The sequence below is a fragment of the Candidatus Eisenbacteria bacterium genome (assembly GCA_035577985.1).
Taxonomy (GTDB): Bacteria; Desulfobacterota; Binatia; order DP-6; family DP-6; genus DATJZY01.
Map to the genome: position 1 here is coordinate 32,133 of DATJZY010000072.1, position 24,292 is coordinate 56,424.

26 protein-coding genes are annotated in these 24,292 nt (G+C 71.1%); 11 read left to right on the forward strand and 15 right to left on the reverse strand.

Features of this window, described 5'->3' with window-relative positions; all coding sequences use genetic code 11:
- Nucleotides 1-19: 19 nt before the first annotated feature.
- Genes VMS22_11030 through VMS22_11045 form a run of 4 tightly spaced genes read right to left on the reverse strand, consistent with a single transcriptional unit; the run spans nucleotide 20 to nucleotide 1,961 of the window.
- On the reverse strand, nucleotides 20-397 hold the full coding sequence (locus VMS22_11030) for a GFA family protein (protein HXJ34553.1): 378 nt from the start codon (nucleotides 395-397) through the stop codon (nucleotides 20-22).
- 9 nt (nucleotides 398-406) lie between these two features.
- Nucleotides 407-922, reverse strand: a complete 516-nt coding sequence (locus VMS22_11035) for an isoprenylcysteine carboxylmethyltransferase family protein (protein HXJ34554.1) — start codon at nucleotides 920-922, stop codon at nucleotides 407-409.
- Entirely contained in the window at nucleotides 919-1,143 is a 225-nt protein-coding gene (locus VMS22_11040) for a hypothetical protein (protein HXJ34555.1), read from the reverse strand. The genes VMS22_11035 and VMS22_11040 overlap by 4 nt, the downstream gene beginning before the upstream one ends.
- Nucleotides 1,144-1,145: 2 nt before the next feature.
- The gene (locus tag VMS22_11045) at nucleotides 1,146-1,961 is read right to left on the reverse strand and encodes a glucose 1-dehydrogenase (GenBank protein ID HXJ34556.1); all 816 of its coding nucleotides are present in this window, start codon (nucleotides 1,959-1,961) and stop codon (nucleotides 1,146-1,148) included.
- Nucleotides 1,962-2,115: 154 nt separating this feature from the next.
- Here VMS22_11045 and VMS22_11050 point away from each other — a divergent pair, with 154 nt between their 5' ends.
- From VMS22_11050 to asd, 3 genes are read left to right on the forward strand one after another with little or no spacing between them, the layout of a single operon-like run.
- Nucleotides 2,116-2,994: a LysR family transcriptional regulator gene (locus VMS22_11050; protein HXJ34557.1), complete on the forward strand. Its 879-nt coding sequence runs from the start codon at nucleotides 2,116-2,118 to the stop codon at nucleotides 2,992-2,994.
- On the forward strand, nucleotides 2,976-4,091 hold the full coding sequence (locus VMS22_11055; GenBank protein HXJ34558.1) for a hypothetical protein: 1,116 nt from the start codon (nucleotides 2,976-2,978) through the stop codon (nucleotides 4,089-4,091). The genes VMS22_11050 and VMS22_11055 overlap by 19 nt, the downstream gene beginning before the upstream one ends.
- A 44-nt stretch (nucleotides 4,092-4,135) precedes the next feature.
- Nucleotides 4,136-5,224: an aspartate-semialdehyde dehydrogenase gene (asd, locus tag VMS22_11060; protein ID HXJ34559.1), complete on the forward strand. Its 1,089-nt coding sequence runs from the start codon at nucleotides 4,136-4,138 to the stop codon at nucleotides 5,222-5,224.
- On the opposite strand, the gene VMS22_11065 is transcribed toward asd, so the two are convergent.
- Complete coding sequence (locus VMS22_11065) at nucleotides 5,209-5,748, reverse strand: hypothetical protein (protein ID HXJ34560.1); 540 nt, start codon at nucleotides 5,746-5,748, stop codon at nucleotides 5,209-5,211. The two genes, asd and VMS22_11065, sit on opposite strands and share 16 nt — an antisense overlap.
- 179 nt (nucleotides 5,749-5,927) lie before the next feature.
- On the opposite strand from VMS22_11065, the gene VMS22_11070 reads away from it, so the two are divergent.
- Nucleotides 5,928-6,743, forward strand: a complete 816-nt coding sequence (locus VMS22_11070) for a YiiX/YebB-like N1pC/P60 family cysteine hydrolase (GenBank protein ID HXJ34561.1) — start codon at nucleotides 5,928-5,930, stop codon at nucleotides 6,741-6,743.
- A 12-nt stretch (nucleotides 6,744-6,755) separates the two neighbouring features.
- Here the strand turns inward: VMS22_11070 and eno are convergent, their stop codons facing one another.
- Nucleotides 6,756-8,027, reverse strand: coding sequence for a phosphopyruvate hydratase (eno, locus tag VMS22_11075; protein ID HXJ34562.1), 1,272 nt, complete (start codon nucleotides 8,025-8,027; stop codon nucleotides 6,756-6,758).
- A 23-nt stretch (nucleotides 8,028-8,050) separates the two neighbouring features.
- Complete coding sequence (locus VMS22_11080) at nucleotides 8,051-8,716, reverse strand: methyltransferase domain-containing protein (protein HXJ34563.1); 666 nt, start codon at nucleotides 8,714-8,716, stop codon at nucleotides 8,051-8,053.
- Nucleotides 8,717-8,772: 56 nt separating this feature from the next.
- Here VMS22_11080 and VMS22_11085 point away from each other — a divergent pair, with 56 nt between their 5' ends.
- Nucleotides 8,773-10,485, forward strand: coding sequence for a glycosyltransferase family 39 protein (locus tag VMS22_11085; protein HXJ34564.1), 1,713 nt, complete (start codon nucleotides 8,773-8,775; stop codon nucleotides 10,483-10,485).
- Between the two features lie 155 nt (nucleotides 10,486-10,640).
- Here VMS22_11085 and VMS22_11090 read toward each other — a convergent pair whose 3' ends face one another.
- Together VMS22_11090 and VMS22_11095 are read right to left on the reverse strand one after the other, a co-directional pair.
- The gene (locus tag VMS22_11090; protein ID HXJ34565.1) at nucleotides 10,641-12,017 is read right to left on the reverse strand and encodes a BamA/TamA family outer membrane protein; all 1,377 of its coding nucleotides are present in this window, start codon (nucleotides 12,015-12,017) and stop codon (nucleotides 10,641-10,643) included.
- The gene (locus VMS22_11095) at nucleotides 11,978-13,639 is read right to left on the reverse strand and encodes a glycosyltransferase family 39 protein (GenBank protein HXJ34566.1); all 1,662 of its coding nucleotides are present in this window, start codon (nucleotides 13,637-13,639) and stop codon (nucleotides 11,978-11,980) included. Before VMS22_11095 ends, VMS22_11090 begins: the two co-directional genes overlap by 40 nt.
- A gap of 202 nt (nucleotides 13,640-13,841) precedes the next feature.
- Here VMS22_11095 and VMS22_11100 point away from each other — a divergent pair, with 202 nt between their 5' ends.
- The 5 genes from VMS22_11100 to VMS22_11120 are packed head-to-tail and all read left to right on the forward strand — an operon-like array spanning nucleotide 13,842 to nucleotide 18,888.
- Nucleotides 13,842-14,933 (forward strand): DegT/DnrJ/EryC1/StrS family aminotransferase, encoded by a 1,092-nt coding sequence (locus VMS22_11100; GenBank protein ID HXJ34567.1) that lies wholly within the window; start codon nucleotides 13,842-13,844, stop codon nucleotides 14,931-14,933.
- The gene (locus tag VMS22_11105) at nucleotides 14,933-15,916 is read left to right on the forward strand and encodes a glycosyltransferase family 2 protein (GenBank protein ID HXJ34568.1); all 984 of its coding nucleotides are present in this window, start codon (nucleotides 14,933-14,935) and stop codon (nucleotides 15,914-15,916) included. The genes VMS22_11100 and VMS22_11105 overlap by 1 nt, the downstream gene beginning before the upstream one ends.
- Nucleotides 15,840-16,862, forward strand: coding sequence for a Gfo/Idh/MocA family oxidoreductase (locus tag VMS22_11110; GenBank protein HXJ34569.1), 1,023 nt, complete (start codon nucleotides 15,840-15,842; stop codon nucleotides 16,860-16,862). The genes VMS22_11105 and VMS22_11110 overlap by 77 nt, the downstream gene beginning before the upstream one ends.
- A 6-nt stretch (nucleotides 16,863-16,868) precedes the next feature.
- Complete coding sequence (locus VMS22_11115; GenBank protein ID HXJ34570.1) at nucleotides 16,869-17,885, forward strand: flippase-like domain-containing protein; 1,017 nt, start codon at nucleotides 16,869-16,871, stop codon at nucleotides 17,883-17,885.
- On the forward strand, nucleotides 17,872-18,888 hold the full coding sequence (locus VMS22_11120) for an aldo/keto reductase (GenBank protein ID HXJ34571.1): 1,017 nt from the start codon (nucleotides 17,872-17,874) through the stop codon (nucleotides 18,886-18,888). Before VMS22_11115 ends, VMS22_11120 begins: the two co-directional genes overlap by 14 nt.
- 166 nt (nucleotides 18,889-19,054) lie before the next feature.
- Here the strand turns inward: VMS22_11120 and VMS22_11125 are convergent, their stop codons facing one another.
- From VMS22_11125 to VMS22_11145, 5 genes are read right to left on the reverse strand one after another with little or no spacing between them, the layout of a single operon-like run.
- The gene (locus VMS22_11125; GenBank protein HXJ34572.1) at nucleotides 19,055-19,348 is read right to left on the reverse strand and encodes a hypothetical protein; all 294 of its coding nucleotides are present in this window, start codon (nucleotides 19,346-19,348) and stop codon (nucleotides 19,055-19,057) included.
- A gap of 50 nt (nucleotides 19,349-19,398) precedes the next feature.
- Entirely contained in the window at nucleotides 19,399-20,172 is a 774-nt protein-coding gene (locus tag VMS22_11130) for a phytanoyl-CoA dioxygenase family protein (GenBank protein HXJ34573.1), read from the reverse strand.
- Between the two features lies 1 nt (nucleotide 20,173).
- Nucleotides 20,174-21,268: a CDP-alcohol phosphatidyltransferase family protein gene (locus VMS22_11135; GenBank protein HXJ34574.1), complete on the reverse strand. Its 1,095-nt coding sequence runs from the start codon at nucleotides 21,266-21,268 to the stop codon at nucleotides 20,174-20,176.
- Entirely contained in the window at nucleotides 21,265-21,993 is a 729-nt protein-coding gene (locus VMS22_11140) for an NTP transferase domain-containing protein (protein ID HXJ34575.1), read from the reverse strand. The genes VMS22_11135 and VMS22_11140 overlap by 4 nt, the downstream gene beginning before the upstream one ends.
- Complete coding sequence (locus VMS22_11145) at nucleotides 21,990-23,039, reverse strand: aminotransferase class V-fold PLP-dependent enzyme (protein ID HXJ34576.1); 1,050 nt, start codon at nucleotides 23,037-23,039, stop codon at nucleotides 21,990-21,992. Before VMS22_11145 ends, VMS22_11140 begins: the two co-directional genes overlap by 4 nt.
- Before the next feature lie 255 nt (nucleotides 23,040-23,294).
- Between VMS22_11145 and mscL the strand changes: the two genes are divergently transcribed.
- The gene (gene mscL, locus VMS22_11150; GenBank protein ID HXJ34577.1) at nucleotides 23,295-23,729 is read left to right on the forward strand and encodes a large conductance mechanosensitive channel protein MscL; all 435 of its coding nucleotides are present in this window, start codon (nucleotides 23,295-23,297) and stop codon (nucleotides 23,727-23,729) included.
- A 7-nt stretch (nucleotides 23,730-23,736) separates the two neighbouring features.
- Here mscL and VMS22_11155 read toward each other — a convergent pair.
- On the reverse strand, nucleotides 23,737-24,292 hold a 556-nt coding region (locus VMS22_11155; GenBank protein HXJ34578.1), incomplete at its 5' end, for a helix-turn-helix domain-containing protein.

Below are 24,292 nucleotides of genomic sequence, written 5' to 3' on the forward strand. Positions count from 1 at the left end.
GTCGCCCCGGGCGACCGACCTAGCGCCAGGGCGGTCTCTCCTGCATCGCCTCCTCCCAATGTCGGCCGTCGAACCCGGTGATGCGGAGCGCCGCCGGGTCGATGCCGTCGAGACAGCGCACGTTGACGTCGACCTTGTCGGGATCCGAGCGCGGCGTGTAGAAGGAGTGGATGCCGCACGTGCGGCAGAAGCGGTGCTTCGCGACGCCGGTGTTGAACTCGTAGGTCGTGAGGTCCTCCGCCCCGCTCACGAGCTCGAACTGCTCCGGCGGCACGATCAGGTGGAGGAAGCCCTTCTTCGCGCACATCGAGCAGTTGCACGACGTCACGCGGTCGAGGTCGGCGGTCACGCGGAACCGGACGCGCCCGCAATGGCATCCACCCGTGTAGGTCTGCATGACCGCACCCTACTCTGCGCGCGGCGCTCGGGGAATCCAGCGCGGCACACGGCGGCAGTACTCGTCGAACTCGGCGCCGAACGTCCGCCGCAGCGTCGGCTCCTCGTAGAAGACGACGAAGAGATGGAAGCCGAGCCACAGGCATGCGGCGTACAGCAGGATCACCGGCCGCGCGAAGACGAGCGCCTGCCCGGCGACGAGCGTGACGACGGCGACGTAGCCGGGGTTCCGGCACCAGCGGAACGGGCCGCCGACCACGAGGTGCCGGGTGGGAGCGACCGGCGCCGGCGTCCCGTGCCCCTCCCACACGAAGCGCGAGACGAACGAGAAGAAGAGCGGCGTCGCCGCGACCACGAGCGCGACGCCGAGCCACCGGGTCAGCTCCGTGTCCAGAAACGGCGGCCCCAGACGCCATCCCGACAGGATGTACGGTACGAGGACGACGACGCTGCCGGGAACCGTGACGACGAAGACGATCGTGCCGAGGAGCGCCCAGAGCGGAGGCTTCGCGGCCCGCTCGCTCACGCCCCGGTGGCCTCGCGGAGCTGACGCTCGAGCTCGGGAAGCCATTCGGCGAGCGGCGTCTGCGACTCGACCTGGATCTCGACCTTGCCGGACGACAGCGTGCGAATGCCGCCGGGATGCGCCGGCCGCAGGGGGATCACGACCGCCTCGCGCGAGATGCCGAGGCGATCGAGCACCTCGAAGATGGCCTCGATCTCCTTCATGGTGACCGCCGTCAGCACGGCTAGTGCACCTCGCCGCCGCCCGCCACCGTGAGCGTGATGCCGGTCACGTTCTCGGCGCGGCAGAGGTAGACCGTCGCCTCGGCGATGTCCTCGGGGCTCTGGCCGCGGCCGAGGAACGTCTGGCGCTGCACGAACTTCTCGAAGACCTCCTCCTCGGGCGCGTGGTAGAGCTGCGCCAGAAGCGGGTTCAGGACCTGCGTGAACATCGCCGTCTTCAGGTAGCCGGGGCAGATGGCGTTGACGGCGATGCCGGCCGGCCCCAGCTCCTCCGCCATCGACTGCGTCATCGAGATCACGGCCGCCTTGGACGCGCAGTACGCGGCCAGCCCGGCGCGTCCGGTCTTTCCCGCCACCGACGCGATGTTGACGATGCGCCCGCCGCCGCGCTTGGCGAGTCGCGGAATGGCTGCCTGGGCGCACAGGAACACGCCCTTCACGTTCACCGCGAAGATCCGGTCCCACTGCGCCTCGCTCATGCTCGCGATCGGCCCTGCCATGATGATGCCCGCGTTCGCGACCAGGATGTCGAGACCACCCAGGCGCTCTTCGATCTGCTGCAGCATCGCCTCGACGTCGGCCGCCGAGGTCACGTCGGCCTGGAACGCGGTGCATTTGCGCCCGAGCCGGCGGATCTGTCCCGCCGTGACGGCGAGCTCGGCCTCGGAGCCCAGCGGATACACGGTGATCGCGTCCTGGCCGGGCGCGATGTCGGAGACGGCGACGTCGCAGCCCGCGTGGGCGAGCCCGATCGCGATTGCCCGGCCGATGCCGCGCGCCGCGCCCGTCACGAGAGCGACTTTCCCTTCGAGATCCATGACGCGATCGACACTGGCAAACATCGCCAGGTAGGTCCATAGCCGGCGGCCGCTGCGCGGCCCGCGGACGGGCGCCCGCGCGCGACGCGTGAGCTTGCAGAACCCGCATGGGGTCAATATGAGGGTCTCTCACGCTCACCGGCGTGGAGCATAAGTGCATCTCGAAACCCTCAAGGTCTTCTGCGACGTCGTCGAGACCAAGAGCTTTTCGGTTGCGGCCTCCCAGAACTACGTCACGCAGTCGGCCGTGAGCCAGCAGATCCGGATGCTCGAGGAGAAGTACGGGCGCCAGCTCCTCGAGCGCACGCGCGGCAACGTGCAGCTCACGCCCGCCGGCGAAATCCTCTACCAGGTGAGCAAGGACATCGTGGCGCGCTACCATGAGCTCGAGGCGCAGCTGCAGGCCGTGACGAAGGTCGTGGCCGGCACGGTCCGCGTCGCCACCGTGCACACGATCGGTCTCTACGAGCTGTCCTCGCAGTTGAAGCGGTTCCTGAAAGCGTACCCGCAGGTGCAGCTCCAGCTCGAATACAGCCGATCGAGCAAGATCTACGACGACGCGCTCAAAGGCAGCATCGACCTCGGCATCGTGGCGTTTCCGAGCCGCCGTCCCGGGATCACGGTCGTCCCGTTCCGCGAGGACCGCCTGGTGCTCGTCTGCTCGCCGCAGCACCCGCTCGCCAAGCACCGGACGGTGTCGATCAAGAAGCTCGCCGGCGAGCCGCTGGTCGGCTTCGAGCGCGACATCCCGACCCGCAAAGAGACCGATCGCGTGCTGCGCCGCCACGGCGTCGAGGCGCGCTACGTGATGGAGCTCGACAACGCCGAGGTGATGAAGCGCGTGGTCGAGATCGGCCTCGGTTTGACGATCCTTCCGGAGCCGGCCGTGCGCCCCGAGGTGAAGGGTGGCTCGCTCGTCGCCGTCCAACTGTCCGACGAGGTGCTCACGCGCCCGCTCGGGATCATCCACCGCGCCGGCAAGCACTTCTCGCCCGCCGCGGAGAAGCTGATCGAATGTCTGCGAACCGAATGAGGCCGGTCGCCGCCACGATCCTCGCGCTGGCGGTCGCCGCGTGCGGCGTGGTCGGCGGGGTGAAGGAGAAGCCGGAGAAGTGCGCGCGCCTGCGCTCGGAGCGCCAGCTGCGCGGCGACCACCTCTGCGAAGACGTCTTCATGTGCATGCGTCCGCCGGGCGGGCGCTTCAACCGGATCGGGCTGCGCCGGCTCGCCTTCTGCGAGGGCGCGACGGGTCCCGTCGTCCTCTACCTGCCAGGCATGCACCAGAACGCCGAGCTGCCGCAGACGGATGCGCGCTACGACATCCGTATGCATCTCGCGCTCGCGGGCGTGCGCGCGTGGGGTCTCGACTACCGCACGCACGCCGTGCCAGCCGACGCGAAACCGGAGGAGCTGTCCGAGCTCGCGAGCTGGACCGCCGACACGTTCGCGAGCGACGCCGAGTGGGCGGTGGGCTTCGTGCGCACCGCCGATCCCGGGCCGCTCTACGTCGCGGGCTTCAGCTACGGCGCCGGCGTCGCCTATCGCCTGGCGTCGCGGCGCGTGCCGATGCAGGGCCTGGTGATCCTCGACGGCACGCCTCCGGGCGGGGGGTACGCGCCGGAGGGTTCGGGCCCGGCGATCGACGTCGGCAGCAGCCGGCTGCCGTGGCCGGAGCGCGAGCGCCTGCTCTCCACGGTCCTGAAGAACCCGCAGAGCGCTTCCCCCGTTCCCGGCTTCGCGACCGCCGGCGCGGCGCTCGAGGACATCGTCTACACGTCGTCGTCGTTCGGCGGGCAGGGCGGGCTCTCGGCGGCCCGCGACGGCGTCACCGACGTCGTCCCGCTCGCGCGCCTGCTCGCGAGCTACGACCGCTGGTGGCCGCGCGCGGCATTGGGCGGCGGCACGGTCTCGCCGCGCGCGATGCCGGTCATCGCGTTCGCGTCCCAGAACATGGGTCCCGAGTGGGCCCAGCAGGTGCGCGCGGGCGCCAAGGCGTTCGGGGGCGAGAAGGCCGTCGTGCGGCTGCTGCCGCGCTTCGGACACCTGGACGTCCTCGTCGGCAACAACGCCGCCCGCATGGTGTTCGAGCCGGCACTCGACTTCGTCACGTCGGCCGGCGGCGCGCACTAGCCGGTTTGACTGTCCCCCGCCGCACCGCAAATACTGGCGGTCCCATGAAGCAGCTCCGTACGGCCGTCGTGGGCGCCACCGGCATCACCGGGCAACAGGCGCTCGTCGCTCTCGCGAACCATCCATGGTTCACGGTGACGACGGTCGCGGCCTCGGCGCGCACCGCGGGCAAGCCGTACGCCGAGGCCATTCGCGACGCGAACGGCGCCCGCCTGTGGTGGTGCCGTGAGGATCCGCCCGCGGCCGTGATGAACCTCACGGTCGTCGACGCCGCCAAGCTCGATCCGGGCTCGGTCGACGTCGTCTTCAGCCTGATCGAGAGCGACGCCGCCAGGGAGCTCGAGCCCAAGTTCGCGAAGGTCGTGCCCACCTTCTCGTCGGCGTCGGCGTACCGCTACGAGACCGACGTGCCGATCCTGGTGCCGGGCGTGAACATGGTCGCCCACTTCCCGCTCGTCGAGCACCAGCGCAGGCAGCGCGGGTGGAAGGGTTTCGTGCTCCCGCAATCGAACTGCACGACGGTCGGCATCGTCGTCTCGCTGAAGCCGATCCTCGACCGCTTCGGCGTCCGGCGCGCCCTCGTCACGACCATGCAGGGCATCTCGGGCGCCGGCCGCGCAGGGGGCGTGCTCGGGCTCGACATGGTCGACAACTTGATCCCCTTCATCCCGAAGGAAGAGGAGAAGGTCGCCCGCGAGACGGGCAAGATCCTCGGCCGTCTGGGCGAAGGGACGATCGAGCCGGCATCGCTCGTCGTCGGCGCGACGTGCACGCGAGCCGCCGTGCTCGACGGCCACACCGCGGCCATCGCCGTCGAGACCGAGAAGCCGTGCTCGCCCGACGACGTCGCGGCCGCCATGCGCGCCTTCGGCGGCGACTACGCCGGCATGAACCTCCCGAGCGCGCCGGCGCATCCGATCATCGTGCACGACGACCCGTTCCGCCCGCAGCCGCGCCTCGACCGCGACGCCGACGGCGGCATGGCGACGAGCGTCGGGCGGATCCGTCCGGAGCCGGCGCTGCCGAACGGCATCAAGTACCTGTCCCTCTCGCACAACACGAAGATGGGTGCGGCCAAGGGCCTCGTGCTGACGGCCGAGTACCTGCACAAGGCCGGCTACTTGACCGCGTAGCGGCTGCCCGAGCGACAGGCCGTCCGCACCGGGCAGGCGGGACATGCCGGCGCGCGCGCCGTGCAGACGGTCGCGCCGAGGTCCATGAGCGCCTGGTTCCAGTCGCCCGACCGGCCCGCCGGCACGAGCGCGCCCGCGAGACGCCACAGCCGGCGGCCCCGCGCCGCCGACCTCGCCCGGCCACGCACGCGAAAAACGCGTGACAGGACGCGCGCGACGTTCGTGTCGACGGTGCCCACGTCGGCGCCGAAGGCGATGCTGGCGACGGCCGCGGCGGTGTAGGGTCCGATGCCCGGCAGCGCGCGCAGCCCGTCGACCGTCGCCGGGAAGGCGCCGTCCCGCTTGCGCGCGACGTGGCGCGCGGCGGCGTGCAGGTTGCGCGCGCGGGCGTAGTAGCCGAGGCCGTCCCAGCTCTCGCGTACCGCACTCGCCGGAGCCTCTGCCAGGTGCTCGACCGTCGGGTAGCGGCGCAGGAAGCGCGTCCAGTAGTCCTCGACGCGCGCGACCTGGGTCTGCTGGAGCATGATCTCCGAGACCAGTATCGCGTACGGGTCGCGCGTCCGCCGCCAGGGCAGCGGACGCTGGTGGCGCCCGTACCAGGCGAGGAGGCGGCGCCGGAACGCCCGGGCGTTGTCCGGGAGCGCACGGCCTCTGCGCTCCTCACCCGCGGCCCGCCGCGCTAGACTCGAGGGGCGAGGCATCGATGGGACGTCTCCGCGACAGGATGATCCAGGCCGCGGCCCGCGTACTGACCAAACCGCGCCGTCGCTACGAGCTGCGGCACCCGAACAACCTCGCGAACCTCCGCGGCGTCGTCCGCAAGGGCGACGTCGTGCTCGTCGACGGCGAGCAACGCGTGAGCGAGGTCATCAAGTATCTGACGCAGAGCTCGTGGTCGCACGCGGCGCTGTACGTGGGCGACGAGCTGCTGCGCCGATTTCCCGCCCGCCGCGAGACGCTCGTCGACCAGCACGGCATCGAGGCCGAGCACATGATCGTCGAGGCCACCCTGGAGGACGGCGTCAAGGCGGTCCCTCTGGTCAAGTACGCCGACTTCAACCTGCGCGTCTGCCGCCCGCGGGGGCTGCGCGCCGACGACCTCGCGCGCATCGTCGACGAGGTCTTCGCACAGCTCGGCTCGAAGTACGACGTGCAGCACTTCCTCGACCTGGGACGCTATTTCTTCCCGGTATCGCTGATTCCTCGCCGCCTCCGGCGCAAAGCGCTCGAGGTGGGCGGCGGGTTCACGACCAACGTCATCTGCTCGTCGATGATCGGGCGCGCATTCCAGAACATCGGCTTCCCGATCCTGCCGGCGGTCGAGCCCGCGGCCGGCGCGCGGCAGGGCTGGGTCGACTGGCTGCGACGGCGCAAGACGCCGTACCCCGTCCTCTTCCACCGCCAGCGCGAGACGCTCATCACGCCGCGCGATTTCGATCTCTCGCCCTACTTCGACGTCGTGAAGTACAATGCCGTCGAGCTCGGCGACTTCGACTACCGGCGGATCCGCTGGGCGTAGGATCGCCGCCTCCTAGCTCGCGAACGGCGAGGCGTAGCGCGCCCGGCTGCCCAGCTCCTGCTCGATCGCGAGCAGGCGGTTGTACTTCGCGTTACGCTCCGAGCGCGCCGGCGCGCCGGTCTTGATCTGCCCGGCATTGGTCGCGACGGCGAGGTCGGCGATGAACGCGTCCTCGGTCTCCCCCGAGCGGTGCGAGACGACGCAGCGGTAGCCGGCCCGCTCGGCACGCGCCATCGCGGCGCGCGTCTCGGTGAGGGTGCCGATCTGGTTCACCTTCACGAGGATCGCGTTCGCGACGCCCTTGGCGATCCCCTCGGCCAGGATCTTGTCGTTGGTGACGAAGAGGTCGTCGCCGACGAGCTGGACCTTCCGTCCCAGGCGGTCGGTCAAGCGCTTCCAGCCGTCCCAGTCCTTCTCGCCGAGCCCGTCTTCGATCGAGACGATCGGGTAGGCGGCGCACCACTTCTCGAAGAGCGTGATGAGATCGTCGGCCGACTTCTTCTTGCCGCCCGCCTTGCGGAAGACGTAGCGGGTCCCGCGGTGCAGCTCGCTCGACGCGCAATCGAGGGCGATCGCGACGTCCCTACCCGGCCGGAGCCCCGCGACCTTGATCGCCTTGACGATGAGCTCGATCACGGCCTCGTGGCTCTTGATCTTGGGCGCGAAGCCGCCTTCGTCGCCGACCGCAGTCGTGTGCTTCGCCTTGGTGAGCAGACCCTTCAAGGCGTGGTACACCTCGACGCCGTAGCGCATCGCCTCGGCGAACGAGGGCGCACCGTGCGGCGCGATCATGAACTCCTGGAAGTCGAGCGGATTGTCCGCATGGGCGCCGCCGTTCACGATGTTCATGAGTGGGACGGGCAGCCGCACGGCGGCGTCGCCGCCCATGGCGCGATAGAGCGGCAGGTGCCGGTCCGCCGCCATCGCGCGGGCCGCGGCCAGCGACACCGAAAGAATCGCGTTCGCGCCGAGATTCGTCTTGAACTCGGTGCCGTCGAGCGCGAGCATCTTGGCGTCGACGTAGTTCTGGTCGGCTTCCATGCCGAGCAGCGCCTGCGCGATCGGGCCGTTCACGTTCCCGACCGCCTTGGTCACGCCCTTGCCGAAGTAGCGGCCCTTGTCCTTGTCGCGCAGCTCGAGCGCTTCGCGCTCGCCGGTCGACGCGCCGGACGGCACGGCGGCCGTGCCGCTCGCGCCGCCGGCGAGCACCATCGTCGCTTCGACCGTCGGAAAGCCGCGCGAGTCCAGGATCTCGCGCGCACGGACACTCTCGATCTTCGCCATTTGCGGTCTCCTCGTTCGGGCTGCTACGCGGATCCGGGCGTCGTGCGCACCACGATCACCCAGACCTCGGACAGGAGCGGCAGCACGGGGATCACACGCTCGAGACGGAGTCCCGCCGCGGCCACCTCCTGCTCGAGCTCGGCGCGCGTGAGCCGCGGGCTCTGCTTCACCTTGCGGCCGAGCGCACGGCGGACCGCGCGCCCGAACGTCTTGTACGTGTACGGATGACACACGGTCGCCACCACCGGACCGTTCGCGAGTCGCGCCATGCCGCCCAGCACCCGGGGGCGGATCTCGGGCGGCAGGTGCATCAGGAAGCGCGTGCTGACGACGGCGTCGACGCTGCCCGGCCGCAGGGGCGGGCGCTCCAGGTCGGCGCGCACGTGACCGATGACGGGCCCGCGCTCCTTCGCCACCTCGAGCATCGCGGGCGAGATGTCGGCTCCCAGCACCCGGAATCCCTGGCCACGCAGGAAGTCCGCCAGGATCCCCGTGCCGCACGGCGCGTCGAGGACGATGCCGCCGCGGCGCACGCCGGCGAGCCCCTTCTTGAGGGCGCGCTCGAGCAGCCGGTGGTTGACGCGCCGGCCGAAGCTGCCGTAGCGACGTGCCTCGTAGCGCCGCGCATCGAAGCGGCGGTAGCCCCACCGCGCGTCGTAGTACGCGCTCTCGTCCGGGGCGGTCGCCACGGGGCTGTGCTAACAAGGCGCAGGGGCGCGACGCAAACCCGCACGGAGCGCGGCGAATGACGGTTCGGCGGCAGGTCCTGCTGCTCGCCGTCGCGTGCGGCGTCGCGTATCTGACGGGCCTGCGCGACATCGACTTCTACACGCGCGGGGAGCCGCGCGAGGGCCTCGTCGTGCGCGAGATCCTGCGCACCGGAACGTGGCTCGTGCCGGCTCGGCCCGAAGGCGAAGTCGCCCGCAAGCCGCCGCTCTACTACTGGCTCGCGAGCCCCGTGCTGCGGGCCCTGCCCGACGCTCCCGAGCTCGCCCTGCGCCTTCCGTCGGTCGCGCTCGCAATCGCGGCGGTCCTCGGAACCTGGGCCGTCGCCCGCGCGGCCGTGGGCCCGCCGGTCGCCCTCGCGGCGGGGCTCGTCCTCGCCACCGCCTTCGAGTGGACGCGCGCGGCGACGAGCGCGCGCGTCGACATGGCGCTCGCCGCGCCGCTCACGGCCGTCCTCGCGGCGTGGATGCTGGTGCTGCGCGGCGGCGATCGGCGGTGGATCTGGCTCGCCGCGGCGGGCGCGACCCTGGCGACGCTCGCGAAGGGGCCGGTCGCGCTCGCGCTCCCGGCGCTCGCCGCGGGTGCCCTCGCCGCGTGGGAACGCGATCCGCGGGTGCTGCGGCGTCTGGGCGTCGTGCCGGTCCTCGGCATCGCGGCGGCCGTGGCGGGCCTGTGGTATCTCGCGGCGTTCGCCGAGCAGGGTCGAGCGTTCTTCGACGTCGTCGTGAAGGAGAACCTCGTCCGCTTCATCGACACCGACGATGCGCGCACGGGTCACGCCCACGGCCCGCTCTACCTGCCGATCGTCGGCCTGGTCGGCCTCCTGCCGTGGGTGCCGCTCCTCCCGCTCGCGTGGACGGCCGTGCGCGCCGACCGGGCGCGGCCGCTCCGCCTCGCGGCGGCATGGAGCGTCGTGACCGTCGTCTTCTTCTCGCTCGCCAACGCCAAGCGGAGCGTCTACCTGCTGCCGGCCTTTCCCGCCGTCGCGCTGCTCGTGGCCGCGGGCACGACCCGCGGCGACGACACGTGGGCGCGGCGGCTCGCGATCGCGTACCTTCCCGCGCTCCTCCTCATGGCGGGGGCCGGCCTGGCGCTCGCCGTGGGTCTCGATCCCGGCGCTCTCCTCCGCCCGTGGCTTCGCGGCGACGACGCGCATGGCGCGACGGCGGTCGCGGCCGCGGCACGCGCGAACGGCACGCTGGTCGCGATGGTCTCGCTCGCGACCATCGCCGGCGCGATCACGATCGAGCGCGCACGCCGCGTTCCCGACTGGCCCGGGCTCGTCCAGGTCGTGGCCGCGCTCACCGTCGTGTGGACCGCGCTCTTCGACGCGACGATCCACCCCGCCATCTCCCGCACGCGCAGCCTGCGCGAGCTCATGGTCCGCGTGGATCGTCTCCTCCCGCCGGACGCGACGCTCGAAGCCGTCTTCCCCACCGACCCCGGCCTGCGCTTCTACGCGCCCCGTCCGCTCGTGAAGCTGTCCCCCGCCGGAGCCGACACCCCACGCGACCTGCTCTTGTGGGAGAACGAGTGGACGCAGTGGCGCGATGCCGCCGGCGCCCCGCTCCGCCCCCTCGCCGTCAGCGAGTCCCGCCAATCCCGCCGCGGCCACCTCGCCCTGGTGAGGGCTCCCCCCGGCAAGCTCCAGCGCGTTCCAGACTCGGAACGCCCGACCACCGCCACAACGCCACAGCCAAGCTCCCCACCCAAAATGGGGCCGGCCGACTGAACTGCCCGCGGAGCGATCGTCGCGAGGTTGGGGGCAAGGCGGAGGCGCCTGCGCAGCGGCGCGACGAAATGCGGGCCGTGACGAGGCGCGTGAGTTGTCGCGCGGCGGAGCCGAAGCCGAAGCCTTGCCCCCAACCTCGCGGCACCGACACGCGCTCAGAACGGATAGTCGATCCCCGTGAAGACGGACGCCCCCTCGCCCCCATACCCAACGTCGACGAACGCGACGATCTGCGGCCGCACGAGCCCGCGGAAGCCGAGCCCGCCCACCCAATGCAGATCGTTGAGCGGCGGGTCCGTGATGTCCTTGAACACCTGCCCCGCTTCGACGAAGGGTGCCAGCTCGACCTCGGCGTTCACGCCGAAGAGCTTGCGTTCGTAGACGCGCGTGCGCAGCTCCGCGCCGAAGAGCGAGCGGTTGAAGGCGGTGAAGCGATCGCTCCCATACCCGCGCAGGTAGCGGCGCCCGCCGAGCGTGTTGCGAAGGAAGTAGGGCGTGTCGCTGGGGCCGTCGAGATAGTCGACGAGCGCGCGCATCGCGAGGATCGGATTCCGCCGCGCGCCACGGAACGGGATGAAGTCCCGCCACTCGAACCCGAACGCACAGAACGAGGTGCTGCTGCCGACGTGCTGGTCCGCGCCCTCGACGTAGCCGTTCGCGTAGGCCCCCTCGGTCGGCATGTCCATCGAGTCGCGGGAATCGTAGGTGAGCGAGAGGCGATGCTGCCAGTAGACGGTGGGGTCGATGCCCTTGTTCTTGAGGCCGGGATACTTGGTCCCGATGTACGGCACCCCCGAGACCTGGCCGTGCTCCGTGTCGAAGCGGCGGATGCGCATCCGATACGACACGCTGAAGTGCGGCACCACCCACACGCCGGGCGTCGCATCGGCACGGAAGTCGTTGCTGGTGTAGTTCGACTCGCCGCCCTGCGGGGTGTTGTTCCCGAAACCGTAGAACCGCTCGGTGGAATCGCGCTCGTAGAGGACGCGGGTGAGGAAGTACGCGCGCTCGTCCCACAGGCCGCGGTTCGCATACTCGACGTCGTAGTTCTCGTCGCGCGTCGTCGACTTGCCGACCAGGATCGAGTAGCGCTCGGTCCTCGACGGGTAGCCGAAGAGGCGCAAGTTCGGAAAGACACCCTTCGTCTCGTTGTAGCGGACGTCGGGCGCGAACATGTACTTGATCTCGTCCTTGTCGTCGAGGAACAGCCACACGCCGAGCAGGCCGTAGGTGTTGCCCTCGTTCGGATCGAGGATGATCTCCGGGATCGGCACGAAGCTGATGTTGCTCTTCTCCTCCGTGCCGATGCTCGGGATCTCCGACGCCTCGGGCACGGGCGGCAGGACGTCGCTTCCGGGAGGAGGGGCCTCATCCTCCGCGACCATCGACATCGCCGCCGCGCCCTCCGGCAGCGTCGCGTCGCACGCGGCCGCGGGCGCCGGCGGAGCCTCCTCGGCATGCGCGAGCACCGCCGCACCCAGGACGAGCGCGATCAGTGCGCGGCGGCTTGCGGGAAGTTCGTGAGCACCCATCGATCACCAAAGCGGTCGAGAACGAAGTACGGAGCGGGCGCGATGCCGTCGGCGGAGTCGCGTCGTTCCTGCGGGTCGCTGACCAACGCCACCGGTCGCCCCGACTGCCAGCGCTTCTCGAGGTCGTCCCGGGTGATGAACATACCGGCGGTGCGTCCCGTGAGATAGGCGGGCGGCGTGTACCCTCCGGGCGGCTCCAGCATGGTGATGCGGCGCCGCGTGTAGAAGTTGAGCGCGCCGATGATTTGGTACTCGACCGGGGCCTCGAATACGAGCTCGGTCCCCGACGGCACGCGCTCGAGCGCCCGCGCGACGGGGCGCCACGAGAAGAGCGCCTCGGCGGCGATCAGCGCCCGGACGAGGATGGCGAGGAAGGGAACGATCCCGACGACGAGCGCCATCACGATTCCGCTAGCCGACCGGCGCCACACCGCGACCAGGGTCATCGCGCCGGCCAGACATGCGACGATCGCCGATGGAGCGACGAGGGCCATCAGCCCCGAGGACTGCGGGAGCCAGTACACCTGCTCGGCGACCATCTGCTCGCCGTACCCAAAGCCGAACGCGCCGCCCGCCAGCAACGCGAGGCCGACGGCGGTGAGATAGCCGCGCCCCAGGCGCCCGAACCCGTGCTGCCGCCCGAGGTCCCAGGCGCGCGCGGCGAGCAGCGCCACCGCAGGAATCGCCGGGAGCGAGTAGTGCTCGAGGCGCGACGGAACCAGCGCGAAGAGGCCGACCGTCGTCAGCACCCAGAGCCAGAGGAGCTGCGTGCCGTCGATGCCGCCGGGCGCACGACCTGCCCGACCGCGGATCGCCTCCCCCATCGTGAACGGCAGGAAGAGCACCCAGGGCGACGAGCGTCCGAGGAACGCCGCCAGGTAGAACCACAGGGCGTCGCCCTCGGAATCGCGCGGCTCCTTCTTGTCGAGCATGAACAGGAGGTGCTGGTTCACGACGTAGTCCCACGCGAAGCCGGGGTTCGCGAGCGACGCAGCCAGGTGCCACGGCAGCACGACCACCACGAAGATGGCGAGGCCCATGCCGACGCGCAGGCGGCGTATCGCCGCGAGCCCGTGGGCCCGGAGGCTCATGAGGGCGATCGGCGCGCCGGCGAGCGTCACTGGAACGATGCCCTTCGCGAGCGTGCCCACCCCGAGGATGGCGTACATCGCGACGAGCCAGCGCGTGCGCCGCGCCGGGACACCCGTCTCGGCCACGTGCCAGCAGAAGATCGCGCTCGCCACCGCCGCGACCACCAAGCAGTCCGGACGCAGCGTGCGCGCCTCGAGGACGAAGCCCGCGGTGGTCGCCAGCAGCACGCCCGCGACCAGCCCGACTTGCTCACCGTACAGGCGCGCCCCGAGCCGGCACGTGACGACGAGGGTGATCATCGCCGCGGCGATCGGAACGAGCCTGGCCCACTCGCTTGGTCCCGCCACCCAGAAGATCACCGCGGAGAGCCATTGCGTCAGCGGCGGCTTCGTCAGCAGCGGAAAGAAGTTCACGTACGGCGTGACGTAGTCGCCGCGCAGGACCATCTCGCGCGCGCCTTCGGCGAAGCGCCCTTCGTTGTCGAACCATCCGGGCTCGTTGAGGCGAAAGGCCAGCAACGCGCCGACCACAATGGCCAGGCCTGCGGCAGTCCTCCGCCCTTCCGACACCCCGACAACCCCCACGCAGGTCTTCGGAGAACGACGGGAAAAAGTCAACGCGGCCTTGCCTCCGCGACCGACGCTCTGTAGGGTTCGCGCGATTTGACTTCCAGCGGAGGTGTTCCCGGTGGCACAGGAAGCGCTAGCACGGGTATCGACCCCCACGCCTCGCGTGCGCCTGATCGAGCTCGCACGCGAGTACCGAAGCTCCCGTCCGGAGCTCCTGGCAGGGGTCGAGCGTGTTCTGGATCGCATGCAGCTCCTCGGTGGTGAGGAGCTGCAGGGCTTCGAGAACGAAATGGCCGCGTATCTCGGGGTCGGTTACGTGCGTGGTGTGGCGTCGGGCACCGATGCGCTTCGCCTCGCCGTCCGCGCCGTGGGGCTCGAGCCCGGTGACGACGTCTTGCTCCAGGCGAATGCGTTCGTCGCGGCGGTCGAGGCGTTGGTGGACGCCGGAACGCGGCCGGTGCCGGTGGACGTCCGCGCGAGCGATCTCGGCCCGGATCTGGACGACCTCGCCGCACGCGTGACGCCGGCGACGCGAGCGATCATGGTCGTCCACCTCTACGGCTTCCCCGTCGATCTCGATCCGATCCTCGCCTTCGCGCGCGATCGCGATCTCGCGGTGCTCGAGGACTGCTCGCACGCGCACGGGGCAACCTACGACGGCCGGCGAGTCGGCTCCTTCGGCGCCGCCGGCGCGTTCAGCCTCGGGGTGGTGAAGAACCTCGCGGCCGCCGGCGACGCCGGCATGGTCGCGACCGACGATCCCGAGCTGGCGCAACGGGTGAAGCACCTGGGCACGCACGGGCAGGTGAAGAAGAACGACCACGCGTTCTACGGCGGGAACTCCCGTCTGGACGAGATCCATGCGGCGATGCTGCGCGTGAAGCTCCGCCGCCTCGATGCCCGCAACGCCCGGCGCGCCCAGATCGCCGCGTACTACGGCGAGCGGCTCGGCGACCGGGTGGTGACGCCGCCCGCCGATCCGCGTCGCACGCACGTGTACCATCAGTACGTGATCCGCACGCCGCGGCGCGACGCCCTCCGCGCGCACCTCGAGGCGCGCGACGTCGAGACCGGCATCCACTACCCGGTGCCGATCCACCGGCAGACGGCGTGGCGCGAGACGTTCGGCGACCACCCGGCCCTGCCGCGCGTCGAGGCGATAGCCGGCGAGATCCTGTCGCTGCCCGTGCACCCGGACCTGACCGACCTGGAGGTGGAGCGCGTGGCGGACTCCGTCGTGCGGTTCTTCGACTGATGGGAACGGCCGAGCCACGGCCCTCCCTGTCCATCGTCGTTCCGGTCTACAACGAGGAAGGCAACGTCGGGCCGCTGCACGCCGAGCTGTCGGCGGTCGCCCGGCAGATCGGCCGTCCATACGAGATCGTGTTCGTGAACGATGGCAGCACCGACCAGACGCTGCCGCGCTTGGTCGCCTTGACGAGGGCCGATCCAGCGCTGCGCGTCGTCGAGCTCGACGGCAACTTCGGCGAGGCCGCCGCACTGTCCGCGGGCTTCGACGCCGCCCGCGGCGACGTCGTGGCGACGCTCGACGGCGACGGCCAGAACGACCCCGCCGCGATCCCGTTCCTCCTGGAGAAGCTCGAGGAAGGGTACGACGCCGCCAGCGGGCGTCGCCTGCGACGCCGCGAGGCCTTCACGACCCGCGTGCTCCCCTCGCTGGTCGCGAACCGCGCCATCGCGCTCGCGACCGGCGTGCCGGTCTACGATTGCGGGTGCGGCCTCAAGGCCTACCGCCGTCACCTGGTCGAGGGCGCGCAGCTCCCGCGCGGCTTCAACCGCTTCCTGCCGGCCATCCTCGGCGTCGACCCGAAGCGCGTCGCCGAGATCACCGTGCGCGATCGACCGCGCGGCAGCGGCGCATCGCACTACGGCCTCTCGCGGCTGTTCATCGTCCTGCGCGACCTCCCCGCGCTCCCGCTCCTCACGCGCTTCCGGCGCCCGCCGCAAGCCGTCGTGCGCGCGCTCGGGCGCACGATCGCCGCGGTCTACGCACTCGTCGTCGTGGGGGCGCTCACCGGCCACACCTGGCTGGCGCTCGCGGCGCTCGGGGCGCAGCTCAACTTGATCGCGGCGCGCGACGGTGTCGCGCGCATGGCACTGGCACGCGAAAAGGGCGTGTTCCGGGTGAGAAAGGTGCATCATGGCGGAACGTCGGGTGCGAGTCGGCATCGTGGGACTGGGGTACTGGGGCAAGAACCTGCTCCGTACCTTCAGTGAGCTGCCGCCCGCCCAGGTCACCGATCTCTGCGATCTCGACCCGGCGCTGCTGGACGCCGCCCGCGCAAACCACCCCGACGCGCGCGCCGGGAGCGATCTCGGCGCGCTGCTCGCGCGTCCCGACGTCGACGCGATCGTCGTCGCCACGCCGCCGTCCCGGCACCACGCGATGGCGCTGGCCGCGCTGCGCGCCGGGAAGCACGTCTGGGTGGAGAAGCCGCTCGCGCTGACGGCGGCCGAGGGCCGCGAGCTGGTCGACGCCGCGCGCGCCGCCGGCCGGACGCTGTTCGTCGACGAGACTTTCCTATACGACCCGCTGGTGCGCGAGATGAAGCGCGTGATCGACGCCGGCGAGCTGGGCGACGTCTTCCACCTCTCGTTCGAACGGCTGGGCATGGGCCGCATCCGCCGCGACTCGAACGTGTGGTGGAACTCGGCGCCCCACGACCTCTCGATCCTCTTCTATCTCGTGCCGCGCGCGGTGAAGGCCGTCGACCTCCACCTGCACGCCTACCTGCAGCCCGGGGTCGCGGACATGGCCGTCTGCGATCTCGAGCTCGAGGGCGGCGTCACGGCGCACGTGTACCTCTCGTGGCTCCACCCGGAGAAGACCGCCACCGTCACGGTGATCGGGCGCGATCGGATGCTCGCCTACGAGGGACGCTTCGAGAAGCGCGCCGTCATCCTGTTCGACTACGCCGTCGACCCGAGCCTTCCGGCCACGGCCGAGCCGGGCGGCATCCCGGTCGTGCCGATCACGAAGTTCGAGGGCCGCCGGCTCGACGTCGCGCTCGACGCCGAGCCGCTGCGGCTCGCCGCCGGACACTTCGTCGCGAGCATCCTCGAGGGCACCGAGCCGCTCACCAGCGGCGCACGCTCGCTGCGCGTCGTCGAGACCCTCGAGACGGCGGACCGCACCGCGCGCCGCAGCGGAAGGCTCGCGTAGGCCGGCATGCCGGGAGACGACCCGGCGCCCCGCTCGCGCCTTCGCACCGCGCTCGCCGTCGCGATCGGCGTCACGCTGCTCGTCGTGCTGCTGGTCTACACCGGCTTCGACGAGCTGCACGATCAGTTCGAGAAGCTGGGGGCGCTTTCGCCGCTCGTCCTGCTGCCCTACGTCGGCGTCAGCCTCTGCGACGCGCTCTCGTGGCGCATGACGCTGCCGGAGGGCGTGCGGCGCGGCGTGCCCTTCCCCGCCTTCGTCCTCGCGCGCATCGCGGGCGAAGCGGTCAACAGCGTGACGCCGACCGCGACCCTCGGCGGCGAGCCCGTGAAGGCGCATCTGCTTCGTGCGTACGGGGTCCCGCTGTCCGACGGTCTCGCATCGATCGTGCTCGCCAAGACCACGCTCACGATCGCGCAGAGCCTGTTCACCGCGCTCGGCATCGTGGGGCTGCTCGTGGTGCTCGACCGCGCCGGCATGGCGGGACTCTGGTCCGTCGTGTTCCTCGCGACCCTGGTGGGCTTCACCTATCTCCTGCTCCACGTCCAGCAGCGCAACCCCGTGACCGCCGTGTGGCGCTGGCTCTCGCGCCTGATGCCGAACCTGCACGTCCTGCATCGGCTCGAGCCCAGCGTGAAGGCGATCGACGAGCGGCTTCAGGACTTCTATCGCGGCGAGCGCTGGTCGTTCGCGACCGCGACGGCCTGGAACTTCGCCGGCTGGCTGTTCGGGGTCGTCGAGGTGCAGCTGATCCTCACGCTGATCGGGCATCCGATCTCGTGGCTCGAAGCGTTCGTGATCGAAGCGGTGGCGCAGCCGATCCGCGCCGTCGCGATCATCATCCCGGGGGGCCTCGGCGTGCAGGAATGGGGCGGCGTCGCGTTCTGCCACTTTCTCGGCATGCCGGAATCGGTCGCCGCGACGCTGTGGCTCTGCAAGCGCGGGCGCGAGATCGTCTTCGACATCTTCGGCCTCCTGTATCTCGCACGGCGGACGGCGGTGGACGGCTACCGTGCCCGTGCCTGACCTCGCGCCGCGGAGCCTCGGGCGCACCGGGCTCACCGTGACGCGGATCGGTGTCGGTCTCGCGGCGATCGGCCGCCCCGGCTACATCACCCTCGGCCGTGCGCAGGACCTCCCGGGCGATCGCTCGCCCGACGCCCTGTACGGCCGCGCCGCCGAGGTGCTGGACGCCGCGATCGCGGCGGGTGTGCGCTACGCCGACGTGGCGCGGAGCTACGGACGGGCCGAGGAGTTCCTGGCGCGTTGGCTTCGCGAGCGAGCCGTCGGACGCGACGCCCTCGTCGTGGGCAGCAAGTGGGGCTATCGCTATACGGCCGACTGGCGCATCGACGCCGCCGTACACGAGCAGAAGGAGCTCTCGGTCGAGCGCTTCACCACCCAGCTCGGCGAGACGCGCGCGCTCCTCGGCGATCGGCTGGACCTCTACCAGATCCACAGCGCGACCGCCGAGTCCGGCGTCCTCGTCGACGGTCGCCTGCTCGCCGCGCTCGCCGACGGGCGGCGTCGGGGCGCCTATCGCGCCGTCGGCCTCACGCTGTCCGGCGCGACCTCGGCCCGCGCATTGGGAACCGCGCTCGCAGCCCGCGTCGACGGCGAGCGCGTCTTCGACGTGGTGCAGGCGACGTTCAACTGCCTCGAGCCGTCGCTCGCCCCGCTGCTTCTCGCCGCACGCGGCGAGGGCATGGGCATCATCGCGAAGGAGGTCTTCGCGAACGGCCGTCTGACGGACGCGAACACCCGACCCGACGACGCCGCGCTGCTGGACTCGTTGCGCGCATCGGCGGCGAACTGCCACGCGACGCTCGACCAGGTCGCCATGGCGTTCGTGCTCGCCCACCCGTTCGTCGACGTCGCGCTGTCAGGCGCGGCGACCGCGGCGCAACTCACCTCGCACGTCGCGGCCACGGCCGTGACGCTCGACCCGCCCGACTTCCATCGCCTGCGCGCGCTCGCCGAGCCGCCGCAGCGATACTGGGCGACGCGCGCGACGCTGCCGTGGTCCTAGCGAGACGTCGAGCGCGCGATGTCCATCGCGAGGTCGGGGGGCGAGGCGGAGGCGCCTGCGAAGCGGCGCGACGAAACGTCGGGCCGTGACGCACCGAGTGTTTCGTCGCGCGGCGGAGCCGAAGCCGAAGCCTCGCCCCCCGGCCTCGCGGCACCGAGCGCCGATTTCAACGTCCACGCTTCGTCGCACCGGCAGTGACGCGGTGACGTCGTTCGACCGTGCGGAGGAACGACGTCTTGGCTTTCGCGGAGGCGTCGTACGGGATCGGGACTTCGGTGCCCCAGTCGCGGCCGGCGCGGACGTCGGCCCAGCGCTTGCCGTCCTTGGTGTGGAAGTGGAGGAACGGCGCGCGGCGAAGGTAGAAGATCCCGGGGCGCGGCTCGGAGATGCCCGGGAGCGCGCGCACCTCCGCGAGCACGTCGGCGAGGTCCTTCAGCAGGCCTGGAGGGCAATGCGCCAAGCGGCTCTCCCACTTCCCGCTACCAGTTCCGTGTCCCCACGGCGAGGCAGCTACTGGCGAACGCGGAGGATCGATTCGCTCAGCATGAGGCGCGGCGACGTCCCGCAGTTCGGCGAAGGACCGTGCACCTGCCACGGATGCATGAGGAAGGCGTCGCCGGCCTCGCCGGTGAGCTCGACGACGCGGGTGACGACGTCGTCGACGACCGCGCCCTCGACCATGAATCGCCGGATGCGGTCGTCGTCCGCCGCGTCCGAGCAGAGGTCGCGCAGCCAGGGGCTCACGCGCCCGAGTGCGCGGAGCACGTCCTTCGAGTGCCGCGTCTTCGCGCCCGCGGCGACCAGGCGCCCGACCAGCGTGTGCGATCCCACCACGACGAGCGTTCCCCCGCCGCCGGGTTCGAGGCGGTCGAGCAGGGCGAGGATCCGTACCAAGAACAGCGGGCGCGCCGCACCGCGCGCCGGAATGTCGAGGTGCCACTGCTTGCTCGGTACGTCCCAGTGCGATCCGCACGGAAAGGTGACGAGCGGCGAGCCCCAGCGCTTCGGCGCGCACCAGCAGCCCGCGCCCAGGAGGTCGTCGAGCGCCGCAGCGAGGACGGGGCTCCCGAGCGCCTCGAACGCCGACGATCGCCTGAGCGCCTGGAAGCCCGTCGGCTGCCGTACGCTCCAGGTCTCCGGCCGGCCCGGTTGGATCCCGTGCTCGTCCGACAGCATCCGCCAGAGCCGTTCACGCATGCGCGCCGCGTCGGCTTCGCCGAAGACGCCGCGCAGACGCACGACGCCGCACCGCTCGAACTCGTCACGCTGCGCTGGTGTGAGCACGTCACGCGCGGCGTAGCACGCGCCACACGAGCACGACCACCGTGATCCAGAACGCCTGCGCGCCCCAGGCCGCCGCCGGGACCAGCTCGTCGAGACGCCCCGCGAGCGCGAACGCCACCGGGAAGACGTGCCAGTCGCGCGTGGTGAGCGGTGACAGCACGCTCTCGAGCACGCGATTCTCCCAGGCGTCGACCGCCTGGCGCCGCGCCTCGGTCTGCTCGCTCCAGGTGATGGCCGCGAACGACGCGATGACCCCGAAGCCGAGGAGCCCGAGCGTCGCGGAGCCCGGCCAGGCGGCCACCTTCGCGAGGCGCTTCGCGATTCCGGTGAGCAGCGCGACGTGCACGAGCGTGTCGCCGGTCACGTCGAGGACGTGGCCGAGCTTCGACTCGGTCAGCTTGATGCGGGCGATCTCGCCGTCGCAGCAGTCGAGCACGCCGGAGAGCACGAGCGCGAGAACGCCGCCCAGGATGCCGAGCTCGCTCTCCGCCCCGATCGCGAGGCCGCCCCCGATGCCGATCGCGACCCCGATCACCGTCACGGCATTCGGGGTGAGGGGCGTCCGCAGCAGCAGGCGCGTGAGCGGCCGCGAGAGGCGCCGGTAGAGCAGGCGATCGACGTAGCCGTCGCGCGGGTTCTCGAGGGCACGCAGCAGAGCCTGCTCCACTTGCGCAGGTGGCGCCGACGCGGACGTGAGGGTCCCCTCCGGCGGCCGTGCGCCGCCGCCCCCGTCGTCGAGCAGATGTGTCCCCGGTACGACGCGCACGCGCACGCCGTCGGCGGAGAACGCGATCGCCTGCCCGGGCCGTGCGCGGCGTTGCAGGTCGCGCACGAGCGCCTCGTCGACGACGCTGCCGGGATCGATCACGAGGCGGAGCGTGTCGTCGGACGCCGCGGCCAGCCGCGTCGCCGACGTCACCGCGCAGCGGATGCGCGGGTCGCGGGGCGTCGGCCCCGGTCCCACGAGCGTGCAGCGCTCGACGCCGCTGCGCTGCAGGACGAGCACCGTGCGCAGGAGCAGCGGCACGCCGGCGACCCGGCGGGTCGCGTCGTCCTCGGACGTGAGAATGACGGCGTCGCGGATCGCCGGCGTCACGAGCCCTCGATGCGGGGCAGCACGTCCCGCGCCGCGCGCTCGATGTCCTCGGGGAAGTCGATCTCGATCCACGGCATGCCGTCGACGCGCTCGAAGCCGACCTCGACCCGCGCGAGCAGCTCGGGATAGACCTCCTCGTGCTCGATGCCGGTGTCACCCGCGGCGATCCGTCGATCGAGCAAGTCGCGCAGCACGCGCGCGGCACCGGGGCCGAGCTTCAGGAAGCCGATCGACTCGCCCGAGAGGTCGTAACCCGGCGCGCCACCGCGGACGATGTTGCGCACCCAGCCGTCGCGCACGAGGAGCATCTGCTCCTCGCCGGTGTTCGCCGCGCTCGCGTCCATGAGGAAGCAGCTCTCGTGCGGCGAGCGCACGAGCCGCGCCAGCATCGACGTCTGGCAGAGCACGTCGGCGTCCATCACCAGCACGGGGCGATCGAGGAGGGCGCGCGCGGTCGCGAGCGACAGGATCGCCCCTTCGGCGAATCGTGCGTTGAAGAGCGTCCGCACGACGATGCCGGGCGGAGGTGCGGCGAGCGCCGCGCGCACCGCGTCGTCGCCAAAGCCCGTCACGACGACGGCATCGCGCACCTCGCACGCGGCGAGGCTCTCGAGCAGCCGGCGCAGCAGGCTCTTGCCGCCGATCTCGATGAGACACTTCGGCCGCCCGCCCGATGCCGCGTGGAGGCGCTTGCCGACGCCGGCCGCGAGTATGATCGCCGTCACGCGAGCACCTTCGCGAGCGCAGAGAGGAACTGCTCGAAATCCACAGGGGTGAGATGGCCCATGTTCGCGACGCGGAAGATCTCCCGCGCGAGCCGCCCTTGCCCCTCGTAGATGACGAAGCCGCGCTCCTTCAGCTCGTCGTGGAGGTCCCGGTACGAGCGATCCTGCGGAAGCCAGAGCGACGTGATCGAGCTCGAGCGGAGCTCGGCGGGGAGCACGCATTCGAGCCCGAGGCGATCGAAACCCGCGCGAAGCTGCGCGGCGGCGTTGGCGTAGCGCCGCAGGCGCGTCGCAACGCCCTCTTCCAGCAGCTCGGCGAGCGCCTCGTCGAACGCGTAGGCAGCTTGGACGGCGGGCGTGAAGGGCATGGGGCTCTCGACGTACGTCGGCAGCGACAGGTAGACCGAGCGGCGCGGATACGTCGCGAGGCGTGCGAGCACGCTCGTGCGCACGAGCACGAACGCCATGCCCGGCAGACCCTGGATGCATTTGTTGGCCGTCCCGACGACGAGGTCGACCGTGCTCATGTCGAGCGCGTCGCCGCCGAGGCCGCTCACGGAATCGACGAGCAGGATCTTGCCGTGCCGCCGCGCGATGGCGCCCACGGCCGCGACGGGATTCAAGAGCCCGGTCGTCGTCTCGTGGTGCACCATGGCGACGACTTCGACGCCCGGCGCTGCGATCGCGCGCTCGACGGCCGCGAGGTCCGGGGCCGACGTCCACTCGCTGGCGACGACGGTGTGGGCGATGCCGGCCGCGGTCGCCATCGCCGCGACGCGCTCGCCGTAGACGCCGTTCGCCACCACGACGAGCCGGCCGCCGGGCCCGACGGCGCTGGTGACGGCCATCTCGAGCGCCGCCGTCCCGGATCCCGTGACGAGCACGGCCGAGAAGCCCTCATCGGGTGCAAATGCCGCGACCAGGCGTCGCCGGATGCGCTCGAGGAGCGCGGCGCACTCGGGCTCCCGATGGCAGAGATCGCCCCTTGCGAGCGCGGCCGTCACGCGCGGCGAGACGTTCACGGGGCCGGGATTGAGGAGGATCATGAGAGCCGACGCCGCCCGGCTATCCGGGCGACCCGTCGGGGTCAAACGAGATCGGAACCCGTCTAGCCAGAAGCAGGAGGCGGGTGTACAGGCCCGACCAGCTCGCGAACGACCGTTCCAACCCAGGGAGGATCCACGATGAGACACGGACGACGAATCGGCGCGATGGTCGCGGCCGCGCTCCAAAAGAACGTCGACACCCTGAAGTCGATCCAGTCGCTGCTCGGCGGCTGAGCGAACGCGAGGAGGGGGACCATGCTCAAGGAGTTCAAAGAGTTCGCGATGAAGGGCAACGTCGTCGATCTCGCCGTCGGCGTGATCATCGGCGCCGCCTTCGGGAAGATCGTCGACTCGCTCGTGAAGGACGTCATCATGCCGCCGATCGGCAAGCTTCTGGGCGGCGTCGACTTCACGAACCTCTTCTTGACGCTCAGCGGCGGATCGTTTCCGTCGCTGAAGGCCGCGCAGGACGCAGGGGCGGCGACGCTCAACTACGGCCTGTTCGTCAACGCCGTGATCAACTTCGTCATCATCGCGTTCTCGCTGTTCATCATCGTGAAGGCGATGAACGCCGCCAAGCGCCAGGAGGCGGCGGCCGAAGCGCCGCCCACCACCAAGGCCTGTCCCCAGTGCCAGATGGAGATCCCCCTCAAGGCCGTGAAGTGCGGCCACTGCACCAGCGCGGTGTGAGTCGACCTCACCCGCCTTCGCGCCGGCGGTAGCGATCGGCGTCGAGACCGAGCTCGGCGAGCTTCGCCTGAAGCTGCTGCCGATACATGCCGACCTCGTCGGCTGCCTTCGAGATGTTCCCTTGGTGGCGCGCGAGCGCGGCGCCGAGGAACTCGCGCTCGAAGCGGTCGACGACGGCCTGCTTGGCGTCCTTGAAGGCGCGTGGGGCACCGGGCGGATCCGCGGACGACGCGGCGGGGATGCCGTCACCCTGCACCGCTGCGGGCAGGTCCTCGAGAGTGATCTCGGGACCCGACGCCAGCGCGACCGCCTGCTCGATCGCGTGCTCGAGCTCGCGGACGTTGCCGGGCCAGGCGTACGCGAGAAGGGTCCGATATGCGTCGGGGGCGATGGGCTTCGGGTCCCGCCGCAGGCGCGCGGCGATCGTCGCGAGCAGGCGCTCGATCAGGAGCGGGATGTCCTCGGGGCGCTCGCGCAGCGACGGGAGAGCGATCGCAACGACGTTCAGGCGATAGAAGAGGTCCTCGCGGAAGGTCCCGTTCTTCACCTTCACGTCGAGATCC